Here is a 13,229-nt window from a genome sequence, read left to right on the forward strand (position 1 = left end):
AAAAAACAAAATCAAAATTTTACATAGAAACCAAACACAAATTGACAGCGCTATCATAACCTATACATATATATAAAATAGAAATTTATTATTAAAATGACGACGATATGTACAAATCAACATTGAAACATGAAAAATAAACAGCTAGTATCAAATCTCTCTCACGGTCGTTCAAGTTTAATATGAGTATTCCTAAAGATGATTGATGTAAAACACCTTAAAACCATCGCAACCCTTAAAGAGACAGGGTCTTTGGTTAATACCGCACGAGAGCTTTTTCTAACCCAATCTGCTTTATCTCACCAAATCAAAGATTTAGAAAACAAACTCGATTGTCAGTTGTTTGAGCGTAAAACACACCCCGTACGCTTTACCCCACAAGGTATGTTGTTGTTAGAGCTTGCAAATGATGTACTGCCAAAAGTGGAAGCAACCAAGTGCAGATTAAAAGAAAGCTTAAACCAACCTATCTCGCAATTGCGTTTAAGCGTTGAATGCCATGCGTGTTTTCATTGGTTATTGCCAACAATTAAAGAATTTAACAACTTTTGGCCGGATATTAAGGTAGATTACGAGCGAGGCTTTAGCTACGACGCCATTCCGGAGCTACTAAACGATGAGTTGGATTTAGTACTTACATCTGATATTCGTGAAACAGAACGCCTTGAGTTCGCACATTTATTTGATTTTAAGTTAAAGCTAATTGTCAGCCCAGATCATCCGCTAGCTAAAAAAGCGTATGTAACCGCGCTTGATTTAAAAGACGAAACGATTATTTCGTATCCTATTCCACGCGAAAGACAAGATATCTTTAAGCACTTTATTCAAAATGCGCGTTTCGATGGCACCTTAAAAACTGTCGATCAAGGCTTGCTTATTTTTCAGCTTGTAAGCGCCGGTATGGGTGTTGCAGCTTTACCAGATTGGTTAGTAACCCCTTATGAAAGCCAAGGATTAATTAAGTCAATTCCATTAGGTGCGCTTGGTTTATCGCGCCCGATGTATTTAGCGATGAAAAAAACCATGAGCGACAACCCGGTTTATCGCCACTTTTTAAATACCTGCAAACAAAAAAAGGGTTAGCCACGTGCTAACCCTTTTATCTATTTAACTACAAATTAGCTTTCTAGTTCTTCATTAATTTGCTCTTCGCCACTTAATAACATTGCAAGCCAGCGCCCTTCCTCACTGTTTTCAAGGGCAATTTTCACAACCATGGTAAGCGGTACGGAAAGTAACATGCCTACAGTGCCAAGTAACCAGCCCCAAAACAATAATGATAAAAACACGACAAGTGGTGATAAGCCTAAGCCTTTACCCATAAAGCGTGGCTCAATCATATTGCCCATTACGGTGTTAATTGCCATGTAACCAATGCCAATTAAACCTGCAACGCCAGGTCCTTGCAGTACAACAGCCAGTAATACCGCCGGAATTGCCGCAATGATCGAACCGATATTAGGAATATAATTTAAGAAAAACGCCAGCACGCCCCACAAAATAAAGTAGTCGATGCCAAATGCCCAAAGCATTACCGTAACCAAAACACCGGTCGCTAAACTAACCAGTGTTTTGATAGCGAGATACGAATTAACCGAGTCTAAAAATAGGTCGATTTGTTTTTGCTTCATATCGGGATCATCAAGGGCTAAATGCACTTTTTTACCGATATAAGGCGCTTCAACGAGCATAAATACAACGGTTAGAATAATTAAAAACAAGTCAGCCATTACGCCACCAACGCCCGCGAGCGTATTAGCAGCAAGGTCGATAAGTTTACCGGGGTCTAAAAACGACATAATGCGATCTTTATCGATCAAAATATTATACTCAGCCAACATGGTTAATAAGCCTGAGAACTCGGTTTGTAATTGCTCTTTATACACGGGAACATTTTGTGAAAAGCCATTAACCGATTGACCAACAAGCCCTGCCAGACTGACCACAATTAACATTATCAGTAAAATAACCAGTGTAATTGCTGCGCCTTTGGGTACACGATAACGCCCCATTAAATTAATCAGCGGACTACAAATAATGGCAATAAATACGGAGAGTAAAAACGGAACGACAATTGCGCTTGCTAATTTCAAGCCGGCTAAAACAACGATTAAAGCCGCAAAAATCAATAAACTTTTACTGGCACCAGTAAAATTAGGCTGAACCATAGCTATCCTTAGTTCGTATTATCACTTTGTTCTAATTAGCGCTATGCTACATTATAAGCGTGGCAAATAGGAAGCTATTTGATTTATCTATGAATATTTTAATCACTGGGGCCACAGGCCTAATTGGGGCACACTTGTGTAAGCACTTAGCAAACCATCATAAGTTAATGGTGCTAACCCGCAAAAAAGAGAAAGCGTTTACCATTTTGGGGCACCATGTAAATGCGTTTGAAACCCTCGAGGATATTGACTTTAACCAGCTTGATATTGTGATTAACCTTGCCGGCGAACCAATAGCCGATAAGCGCTGGAGCAAAGCGCAAAAACAAAAAATTGAATCTAGCCGCTGGCACATTACTGAGCAAATCACCGACAAAATTAACGCAGCAGATAACCCACCACATACTTTTATATCGGGCAGTGCTATTGGCTATTATGGCAGGCAAACTGAGCCGGTTGATGAACAGCATAACCAACCCTTTGATGAATACAGTCATTACCTTTGCAAACAGTGGGAAACGCTTGCCAAAAAAGCGCAATCGGATAAAACCCGCGTGTGTATTTTGCGCACCGGTGTGGTGCTTGCAAAACACGGTGGTGCACTGAAAAAGATGGTGCCGCCATTTCAGTTTTGCTTAGGCGGCCCTATTGCTGATGGTAAACAGCAAATGTCGTGGATCCACATTAACGACATGGTAAACATTATTTTGTTTTTAATCGAAAACGAATCGCTAAACGGCGTGTTTAACGCAACGGCGCCTAATCCAGTTTCGAATAATCAATTCTCCGAAAGTTTGAGTGAAACGTTAGAAAAGCCTAACTTTTTTAGAATGCCTGAATTTGTATTGCGATTAATGTTTGGTGAGATGGCTGATTTACTGATATTTGGTCAAGCGGTTAAACCAAAAGCGTTGCAAGACGCAGATTTTAAATTTCATTTCCCACATTTAAAACCTGCCCTTGAGAATATATTAGGTGGGCGATAACGCCCACTTTTTTATAGTGCCCTAACAAGTCCTTGGGTGTTTTTTCGCAGCGTTTTTGCCACTAAACTGTAACCAAGCACTGCTACGAATAATGCCCCAACTACAGGCCCGTAAAGCCACATTGTTGGATGCAAATTACCAACTTGCTCAAACATACGGTACTGCACAACAAGCAATGCAATATCGCTAAACAGTGCTGCGGCAATGCCGGCAAATAAACCAAGCAATACAAATTCGTAAAGCACTGCGTTTTTAATGAGCTTGGCTTTAGCACCAAGGGTTCGTAATATCACCACTTCTTGCATGCGGTCGTGCAAACTTGCCTGCACTTGCGACACCAATACTAACGCACCGCAAATCACCACAATTATCAGTACAAAACTAATTGCCGTTGCCACTTGGTCGATAGTTGAACGCACCTGTTTTATCATTGAATCTACATCAATAATGCTCACGCTAGGGTGATTACGCACGAGCTGCTGTAAGGCTCGTTTTGACTCTTGTGGCGTGCTAATGGCAGAAATATACGTTGCTGGAAACTGCGATAGCACTTTAGGGCTTAAAATAATAAAGAAGTTGGGCTGCATGGTAGACCAATTCACCTCGCGCAAACTGGTAATTTTGGCACTAAAACGCTGCGAGCCAATTAAAAACTCAAGCTCATCGCCAATTTTCACACCCAACCGTTCAGCCATAGATTGCTCCATGGAAAGCTCGTTGGCATCGGGATTTAACCACTCGCCTTCAACAATTTCATTGTGTTTTGGTAAAGTATCGCGCCATGTTAAATTAAGCTCACGACCGACACCCGAGCGCGCTTCTTCATCGCGTTTTTCATTTTCTTGCGCCGATACTGACCGTGCTACTTGCTCACCGTTAATGCTATTTACGCGACCACGCACCACCGCATAAAAATCGGTTTGCTGAATGTTGTTTTCGGCTAAGAAATTTGCGATATCACTGCGTTCATATTCGCTAATATTTACCAAAAAGCCATTTGGCGCGTTTTCAGGTAGTTGCGATTGCCAATCGGCAATTAGATCGTTTTTCATCACTACTAAAAATAAAATGAGCTTGATTGCAAGTGCAAAGCTAATTACTTGCACCGCATTGGCGTTAGCGCGTTTTTGTAACGACGCAATTGCCAAAGACCAGCTATTACTTGGCTTTAATCCCAATTTACGTGAGGAGGTAAACAATAGTCGGCTTAAACCAAATAACATACCTGCTAAAAGCGCACACGACACAAACATAATGCCCGCAATCACAACACTGCGACTAAATAAGCACATCAAGCCAAACACGGTAAGTGTTGCAAGTAACAAATGCAGTTTTGATACTTTAAGGGAATCCCCTAAATTACGGCGCAACACCCGCATTGGTAGAATATCAAATAAGTCCATTAACGGTTTTAGCGAGAACATAACGGCGCAGACCAAACCGGTAAAGGTGGCGAGTCCAAGCGGCCAAAGTGATGCTGGCGGCAGGGCTTTACCCATTTTTTCACTCAGCACATCGATTGCGATAACTTGTAAAATAAAACCAAGCAACAAACCAATAATGACCGAAAACACTGTCACTAACAGTAAATGCACAATGTAGATATTACGAATCGTCGTGCGCGAACCGCCGAGTGTTTTCATCATTGCAACGGGGTCGTACTGACGCTCACAGTAGCGCCTTGCAGACACAGCAATTGCTACCGCCGCAAGCATAATGCCCAGCAAACCTGCCAGTAATAAAAAGCGCTCTGCTCGGTTTACAGAATCAGATACCGGACCTTGACGGTCTTTTACGCCATACCAACGTTGATTTTCAAGTAATTGCGGTTTGAGCCAAGCGTAATAATCATTAAGTTGCTGCTCGGTGCCGGCATATAAATAACGATAAGAAACGCGACTGCCCGGTTGGATCACTTGTGTTTTTTCAACATCAGCGATATTCATTAACACCCGACGCGAACTCGAAAAAATCGCAAATGGTGCATCTGGCTCTTCAGCAAGAATTTTTTCTGCAATGAAATTGGCTTCACCAATTTCAACCACGTCTCCAACTTCAATATTTAAGCTGTAAAAAACCGTATCAGACAACCATATATTGCCAGGCGCTGGATGTGCATCGGTAACATACTCAGCTCCTTCAAAGCTGTCTTTAAGTTTTAGTTGGCCTTTTAGTGGGTAGCCTTCGTCAGTTGCCTTAATGTACGCAATTTGCATTTCATCGTTGGCAAAAAGCATGCTATCAAAGCCATACCAAGTGGCCGTTTTCAGGCCGTCATCAATCGCTTTTGTAAGGAATTCTTGTGGCAATTTGTGGTTACTTTGCAAACCACGGTCAGCGGCAATAAATTCGCTGCTTTTTTGATTGATAGAAAGGCCGATGCGGTCGGTGATGGATGACAATGTCATTACCGTCATCACGGCAAGCGCAATCGCAAGTAATATAATATTGAGTTCGCCTCGTTTTAACTCTTGGCGAAATAATTTAAACGCTAATTTAGCCCACATCAGCCTGTACTCCGATACGGTCATCGATTAATTGGCCCGAGTCTATATGAAGTGTGCGTTGGCACTTTTCAGCAAGGTGTTCATCGTGCGTAACCAACACTAAAGTTGTGCCGGCGACTTTATTTAAGTCAAATAAAAGCTCTTCAATGATGCGACCATTTTTACTATCTAGGTTAGCCGATGGTTCATCTGCAAACAGCACTTTCGGTTCGCCAATGTAGGCGCGCGCGATCGCAACGCGCTGCTGCTCACCGCCCGATAGTTGTGACGGAAAATGATGTAAACGGTGTGAAAGCCCAACTTTTTCAAGCAGTTCTTTGGCTTTTTCTTCAGCGTTTGTTTCACCTGCGAGCTCCGCCGGTAGCATTACGTTTTCAAGAGCTGTTAGGCTTTGCACCAACATAAACGATTGGAAAATAAAACCGACGCTCTTTGCGCGTACCGCTGCACGCTGCTCTTCATCTAAACTATGTAATGGCTCGCCATCTAAAAATATTTCACCTTGAGTGACGCTATCAAGGCCCGCAAGTAGCGCAAGCAAGGTAGATTTACCTGAGCCCGATGCTCCGACAATCGCAATTGACTCGCCTGGCTTGACATTAAAACTGATGCCAGAGAGGATAGTTAGGTCGCCATCAAGTGTTGCGACAGTTTTTTCAAGATCTTTAACCTGAATCACATTCATTTGCGAAAGCTTATTCATAGGACTCTCAATGTTGTTACGTAGTTTATTCGTTATCTTACTTGTTATTAGTTACACGGCAACCGCCAACACCGATCACAGTGATGGTAAAAGCGACAAAAATCAGTTAACTAAATTACTTATCTTAGGTGACAGCTTAAGCGCAGGCTATGGTTTAAAACAAGAACAAGCGTGGCCTCAGTTGTTACAAAATGCGTACAACCAAGAAAAATCGCCTATCCGTTTGATAAATGCAAGTATTAGCGGCGAAACCAGTGGTGGTGTATTGCAACGTCTTCCCGCTTTATTAGAAGAACATTCGCCAAACTGGGTATTAGTAGAAATAGGCGGTAACGACGGTTTACGCGGCTATCCGGTAAAATTACTCAAGAAAAACTTACGCCAAATTATTGATAAAAGCATAGCTGCAAACGCAAACGTCATTTTAATGGAGGTAGCTATTACCCCTAACCTCGGCAAGCGCTACGCAACACTATTTCAAAACGCCTATAAGCAAGTTGCAAATGAAAAATCTGTACCAACCATTCCGTTTTTTATTGAATCGGTGGTGACCAAGCCCGAGCTTATGCTACCCGATGGCATTCACCCTAACGCAAAAGCACAACCTTTATTAGTAGAGATAATGAAACAACATTTTGCAGATATAATTTTAAATAATTAATGATTAGTAAGAATTGGCTTATATTTGTAGTAACGTTAACTGACAGAATACAGCGTTCGAATTTAACCAAGCTGTTAAGTAAAAGAATACTCATTTAGGCGAGTTAACTGGCGTGTTTTTAAATACGTTTATTTTTCGAGTTGTTACATTAATGAATCTTGATAGTGAGCCGCGAAAAAATATCTCTCGTTGTTTAGAGGAAGAACAAATTTATTCGATGGATTAGGTAAAACAATAACAATCGTATGTGACCCGTTATTTCGGACTAAAGAAGCAAACACTTTCATTAAATCGTATATTTATCACGCAGTTAAACTTAGACTAGTTGCTTTTACACAAATCCGAGAATACACTAGCAACAATGTCGGCATATAGCGCAGCTTGGTAGCGCACTGTCATGGGGTGTCAGGGGTCGCAGGTTCAAATCCTGCTATGCCGACCATTCTTTTCTCACCCTAATCAGATACTTCGAACTTTTAAATAAGTAAGAATATCAAACTATCAATTTCAAATTTAGTCAAACAGCTCTACTTTTAACCACTACAAAACTTCATAAATAGCTTGTTTCAGCTCAACAATCCTTGACTATTTAGTCCACTACTTTAAGTTATTTATACTATCTGGGTTGATTATTTAAAGGACTAAACCATGCCGGGTGCATTTGCACACATTACAGCGGTTAATTTCGCTACCGAAAATAAATCACTAAGCCAATTAGCCATACCAAAAAAAGCCAAGTTTATTTTAAGTCAAAACCAAAAGTATTTGGAATTAGGCTGTGTTTCACCAGACTACCCTTATTTGGTGGTGGGTTTAGATAAAAAACGTCAAAATAAGTGGGCTGATCTTATGCATTATGAGCGTACAGGAGACGTCATTAAAGCAGCTATTGCGTATTGCAAGACCCTTGAAGGAAACGCACAAGAGAAATCATTTGCTTGGCTGTGTGGCTATATGGCACACGTTGCCGCAGACATTACTATTCATCCTGTCGTTGAATTAAAGGTGGGGCCGTACGAGCAAAACCAAAAAGCACATAGGGTATGTGAAATGAATCAAGATGCCTTTATTTGGCAACGGCTTAATCTTGGTGAAATTGGCTATGCTGATCGGGTCGAGCTCAATATTGGCTCGTGCACCAATGCAAATAACGAATTGGATGACGATATAAAGCAAATTTGGCGCCTTTGTTTAGAGAAAACTCACCCTGAATATACAAAAGATGTAGCGCCTGATTTTGATGCATGGCATTCTGGCTTTCAGTTCGTGGTTAATAATGCTGAAGAGAGCCACCGGCTTTTTCCTTGGGCGCGACATGTGGGTGTTGACCATGGTCTAACCTATCCAATGTTTAAAGAAGTCGATTTAGATTTCATTACACAGCTTGATACGCCTCGCGGTAAAATGCATTACAACGATGTATTTGATTTAGCGATTGAGAATATCAAATACTACATAACCATTATCGCCAATAGTGTTTTTAGTGATACGCCTTGTGATGCTATTTGTAATTGGAATTTAGATACTGGAAAAGACGAAACTAATAAGTTAACAGCATGGGATCACTAATATGAAACACCTTATTTTAATTATTGGTATGCTCTTTTGCATAGCATGTGCTAACAAGTCGAATGATTATAAAGCCGAGGAAATGGCAGACTTAGCATCACAACTAAAAGATATTGCAGCAGCACTAGACGGCACATTGAAATTTAGTGACACACATTACACTGAAGGACAGCAGTTGCTCCAAGACGCAATTAATAATGATGCCAATCGATTAACCCCGTTTAAAAAATACCAGCTTCACATCATTATTGATGAAAACAACGTGGCGTTACTGCTTTGTGATAACAATACCTTACTAATTGAAGATGCCGGCTGTACAGCGCAATCGGATGTGCAGCACTGGCGCCAGGCTAACAATGAGTGCAAAGCAACTGTAGCGTTAAGCCAAGTATGTAACTAGGCGCTTTAAAGATACTAGACATAAAAAACGCAGCCAGTTGGCTGCGTTTTTTTGATTAGCGAATTAGTTTTTGGCTTTCGCTTTAGACTTTGGCTTTGCTTTAGCCTTTGATTCTTCTACCCACTTGCCATCAACAAATTGTGCTGTCCAACCAGTTGCTTTACCCTCAACTTCAGACATTACATATTGTGATTTAGCTTTGCGGCTATAGCGGATAATTGCTTCGTTACCATCTGGATCTTTCTCTGGCGCGTCTGCTAAGTAATAAAACTTAGGTGATATACGATCGCGAAAACGTTTTAACTCAGACACTTTAGGTGCTCGCGTTTCACGTGATTTCGGGAACGTTGACGCAGCCATAAAGATACCTGAAGCGCCGTCACGTAACACAAAGTACGCTTCCGACTTTTCACACGGTAACTCAGGTAAGTGTACTGGATCTTCTTTCGGCGGCGCAGCTTCACCATTTTTAAGCAACTTACGAGTGTTTTTACATTCTTCGTTAGTACAACCAAAGTATTTACCAAAACGACCCGATTTTAATTGCATTTCAGACTGACACTTGTCACATTCGATGACTGGGCCGTCGTATCCTTTAATTTTAAAGCTACCACTTTCAATTAAATAGCCATCACAGTCTGGGTTATTACCACACACATGCAATTTTCGCGTCTCGTCAATTAGGTAAGAATCCATTGCCGTTTCGCATTTAGGGCAGCGTTTCATCTGACGAAGCACTTCTGTTTCTTCGTCTTCCACATCTGCGGCTACCGCTTCTTCACCTGGTACCAAATTCATCGTTTGCGTACAACGTTCTTTAGGTGGCAATGCGTAACCAGTACACCCTAAGAAAACACCTGTTGAGGCGGTACGAATACCCATATTGCGACTACACGTAGGACACGACAAATCGATTTCAACCACTTGGTTGGTACGCATGCCTCCTTCATTTTCATCAGAACTGGCTTTATCTAAGTTTGCTGAAAACTCTTGGTAGAACTTATCAAGTACATGTGTCCATTCGCGCTCGCCTTCTGCGATATCATCTAAACGCTCTTCCATTTTTGCAGTGAAATCGAAATTCATTAAATCGCTAAAGCTTTCAACCAAGCGTTCATTAACAATTTCACCCATTTTTTCTGCAAAGAAGCGACGATTCTCTACACGCACATAACCACGGTCTTGAATCGTAGAGATGATAGATGCATACGTAGATGGACGACCAATACCACGTTTTTCAAGCTCACGTACCAAGCTGGCTTCACTAAAACGCGCAGGAGGCTTGGTAAAGTGTTGTTTAGGATCAAGTTCAACAAGCTTTAATACATCACCCGTTTTAACCTCAGGCAACGCTTGTTCTTCTTGGTTTTTCTTTTTAACTGACGGCTGAACACGCGTCCAACCATCGAACTTAAGTACTCGCCCCTTAGCTTTTAGCTCATAGTCATTAGCCGCAAGGGTAATTGTTGTTAAGTCATACTCCGCTGGCGTCATTTGGCATGCCACAAACTGACGCCAAATCAGCTCGTACAGTTTTTTGGCATCAGCCTCTACGCCGTCTAAATGGCCCGACAAAATAGCAACATTAGATGGACGAATTGCTTCGTGCGCCTCTTGCGCACCATCTTTTGACGAATAACGAATTGGCGATGCAGGTAAATATTTATCACCAAACTCATTTTCGATATAGCTTCTACAAGCCTCTACAGCATCATTTGATAGATTTGTTGAGTCAGTACGCATATACGTGATAAAACCAGCCTCATAGAGCCTCTGAGCGAGCATCATGGTCTTTTTAACGCCGTAACCTAAGCGCGTACTCGCCGCCTGCTGCATAGTTGAGGTAATAAATGGCGCTGACGGTTTGCTTTTGCTTGGTTTTTGTTCGGTTGCTACAACCTTGTATTCTGCTGCTTTTAATTTAGCAACGGCTTCATCTGCATCTGATTTGTTCTTTGGTTCAAACGCTTTGCCTAAATATTTTGCTACTGCAAAACGAATTTGATCTTCATGAGATTTCAGCTCTGCGTGAATATCCCAAAATTCTTCCGGAATGAACGCTTTAATTTCACGTTCACGTTCAACTAATAAACGCACTGCTACCGATTGTACTCGACCCGCTGACAAACCGCGTGCTACTTTCGCCCAAAGTAACGGTGACACCATAAAGCCAACAACACGGTCGAGAAAACGACGCGCTTGCTGCGCGTTAACCATGTCGGTATTTAATTGGCCAGGTTCTGCAAAGGCATTCTGAATCGCGTTTTTAGTAATTTCATTAAATACAACGCGTTTATACTTTGACTCATCGCCACCAATGACCTGCTCAAGGTGCCAAGCAATTGCTTCCCCTTCTCTATCCAAATCGGTTGCGAGATAAACGTAGTCAGCGTCTTTTGCGAGTTTTTGTAATTCAGCAACAACCTTTTCTTTACCAGGAAGCACTTCATAATGTGGTTGCCACCCTTTATTTGGGTCAATACCCATACGCGCAACTAAATTCGCATAATCTTTTTCTTTGCGATACTTAGCCTTTTCTTCTGGTGACATTTTGCGTACTTCAGCTGGCGATTTAGTAGCGGCTTTGTTCGCTTTGCCAGATGTTGGCAGATCACGAATGTGGCCAACACTGGATTTTACGACGAAATCCTTGCCCAAATATTTATTGATTGTTTTCGCCTTGGCTGGTGACTCAACAATAACTAACGACTTACCCATATTTGCCTATTTTTACTTACGCAGTGCGATTTAATTTGTTAACCCATTTAGGGCGCTATTATTAAAGGTATATCGACAAAGTGCCAGCCTGACAAGCATATTTTTAAAAAACTCGCTATTTTTATATGTGTTAGCGTTAAAAATACACGGCTTGATTAAAATTTGAGTAGATTGAACTAGTAGATTTTTGAGGGAAACCGTATTTAGGACAGGTCAAGCGTATAAAGAAAAGCGCCTCTAAGGCGCTTTTTTAAATTTAAATGACCAGTCCTAAATAAGGTTGACACTTTTCCAACTTAAATTTGGAGAATGTTATGAACCCTATATCTAAGAGAACTCAAAAAGATTATTCACTTGCCTTTAAATTATCAATTGTCGAAAAAGTAGAAAAAGGCGAGTGTACATACAAACAAGCGCAAGACCACTATGGTATCCAAGGTGCTTCAACAGTTTTAGTTTGGCTTCGTAAGCATGGTCGACTAGATTGGAGTAAGGGAACACCTAATCACATGAGTGAGGCTACCGGTATGTCAGAGCCTAAAGATTTAACACCAGAGCAAAAGATTAAAGCCCTTGAGAAAGAGTTAGAAGATACCAAGTTAAAAGCCGAGTTCTTCGAGAAAATTGTCGATGTGCTTGATAAAGACTTTGGGGTACGTATCACAAAAAAGCAACGCGACAGGTTGTTGAATCAAAAGTCATAGCCAAACTGTCAGTGACCAAGGCGTGTAAGTACTTGGGTATAACACGACAAGCTTATTATAAACGCTGTAAAGTGGCGGTAATAAAAGAGCAGTTTGAGCAACGAGTATTATCGTTCGTAAAGGCACAGCGGATGACTCATCCTCGCATTGGTACCAGAAAGTTACAGTACATAATGCAACAGTCAGAGCTACACATTGGCCGAGACCACTTGTTTGCCTTACTGAGAGTAAACCGCTTATTAGTGCTAACTAAGCGCGCCTATCACCGAACAACACAGAGTCTGCATCGATTTTATAAACACCCAAACATCATAAAAGATGGGATTGAATTAACTCGTCCAGAGCAATTATGGGTGGCGGATATCACTTACCTGCCAACGAAAGAATGCGAGTCCTATCTAAGTCTAGTAACAGATGCTTACTCTAGAAAAATAGTGGGTTATAGCCTAAGTGATAATTTAAAAACGAGTTCAGTAAAACAGGCGTTTAAACAAGCGTTAAAAAATAGAAAAGTCACTTCACCTCTTATCCATCATTCTGATAGAGGTATTCAATATTGCTCAAATGAATACCAACGCATACACGAAGAATATGGCATAACGTGCTCAATGACAGATGGATATGACTGCTACCAAAATGCCTTGGCGGAACGCGTAAACGGTATACTGAAAAACGAGTATTTACTGACAAAGCCTAATAACTTGGAAGAAGCTGCGAAAATGGTGAAACAATCCATTGATATCTATAATCAAAGAAGGCCACACACGGCTTTAAAATACAAAACGCCCGATGAAGTTCATCGAGCGTTTTAAT

The 13,229-nt window shown here is 41.2% G+C and carries 10 protein-coding genes and 1 tRNA gene; 7 read left to right on the plus strand and 4 right to left on the minus strand.

Annotated elements, in window-relative coordinates; genetic code table 11:
- The first annotated feature begins 198 nt into the window (after nt 1-198).
- On the plus strand, nt 199-1,083 hold the full coding sequence (locus ACXAFE_RS08260; RefSeq protein WP_010559883.1) for a LysR family transcriptional regulator: 885 nt from the start codon (nt 199-201) through the stop codon (nt 1,081-1,083).
- A gap of 35 nt (nt 1,084-1,118) precedes the next feature.
- On the opposite strand, the gene ACXAFE_RS08265 is transcribed toward ACXAFE_RS08260, so the two are convergent.
- Entirely contained in the window at nt 1,119-2,168 is a 1,050-nt protein-coding gene (locus tag ACXAFE_RS08265) for an AI-2E family transporter (RefSeq protein ID WP_010559882.1), read from the minus strand.
- Between the two features lie 89 nt (nt 2,169-2,257).
- On the opposite strand from ACXAFE_RS08265, the gene ACXAFE_RS08270 reads away from it, so the two are divergent.
- Entirely contained in the window at nt 2,258-3,154 is an 897-nt protein-coding gene (locus tag ACXAFE_RS08270) for a TIGR01777 family oxidoreductase (protein ID WP_475151173.1), read from the plus strand.
- A gap of 11 nt (nt 3,155-3,165) precedes the next feature.
- On the opposite strand, the gene ACXAFE_RS08275 is transcribed toward ACXAFE_RS08270, so the two are convergent.
- Both ACXAFE_RS08275 and ACXAFE_RS08280 read right to left on the minus strand, forming a co-directional pair.
- Nucleotides 3,166-5,661 (minus strand): ABC transporter permease, encoded by a 2,496-nt coding sequence (locus ACXAFE_RS08275; RefSeq protein ID WP_475151177.1) that lies wholly within the window; start codon nt 5,659-5,661, stop codon nt 3,166-3,168.
- Nucleotides 5,651-6,364, minus strand: a complete 714-nt coding sequence (locus ACXAFE_RS08280; RefSeq protein ID WP_475151185.1) for an ABC transporter ATP-binding protein — start codon at nt 6,362-6,364, stop codon at nt 5,651-5,653. The genes ACXAFE_RS08275 and ACXAFE_RS08280 overlap by 11 nt, the downstream gene beginning before the upstream one ends.
- A gap of 10 nt (nt 6,365-6,374) precedes the next feature.
- On the opposite strand from ACXAFE_RS08280, the gene ACXAFE_RS08285 reads away from it, so the two are divergent.
- The 4 genes from ACXAFE_RS08285 (at nt 6,375) to ACXAFE_RS08300 (ending at nt 8,994) form a co-directional block, all read left to right on the plus strand.
- Nucleotides 6,375-7,025, plus strand: coding sequence for an arylesterase (locus ACXAFE_RS08285; protein WP_475151190.1), 651 nt, complete (start codon nt 6,375-6,377; stop codon nt 7,023-7,025).
- A 365-nt stretch (nt 7,026-7,390) separates the two neighbouring features.
- Nucleotides 7,391-7,467: transfer RNA gene (locus ACXAFE_RS08290), tRNA-Pro, on the plus strand.
- 206 nt (nt 7,468-7,673) lie between these two features.
- The gene (locus ACXAFE_RS08295; protein ID WP_475151192.1) at nt 7,674-8,594 is read left to right on the plus strand and encodes a zinc dependent phospholipase C family protein; all 921 of its coding nucleotides are present in this window, start codon (nt 7,674-7,676) and stop codon (nt 8,592-8,594) included.
- A 1-nt stretch (nt 8,595) separates the two neighbouring features.
- Nucleotides 8,596-8,994: a hypothetical protein gene (locus tag ACXAFE_RS08300; RefSeq protein WP_475151196.1), complete on the plus strand. Its 399-nt coding sequence runs from the start codon at nt 8,596-8,598 to the stop codon at nt 8,992-8,994.
- 63 nt (nt 8,995-9,057) lie between these two features.
- Here the strand turns inward: ACXAFE_RS08300 and topA are convergent, their stop codons facing one another.
- Nucleotides 9,058-11,712, minus strand: a complete 2,655-nt coding sequence (gene topA, locus ACXAFE_RS08305; protein ID WP_475151198.1) for a type I DNA topoisomerase — start codon at nt 11,710-11,712, stop codon at nt 9,058-9,060.
- 314 nt (nt 11,713-12,026) lie between these two features.
- Between topA and ACXAFE_RS08310 the strand changes: the two genes are divergently transcribed.
- Nucleotides 12,027-13,228, plus strand: a protein-coding gene (locus ACXAFE_RS08310) for an IS3 family transposase (protein ID WP_475151200.1) whose coding sequence is annotated in 2 segments (ribosomal slippage) — nt 12,027-12,375 and nt 12,375-13,228 — 1,203 coding nt in all. Because the reading frame shifts where the segments join, the coding sequence is not laid out codon by codon here.
- The last annotated feature ends 1 nt before the right edge of the window (nt 13,229 follow it).

The organism is Pseudoalteromonas sp. ABV4_021, from assembly GCF_056159365.1.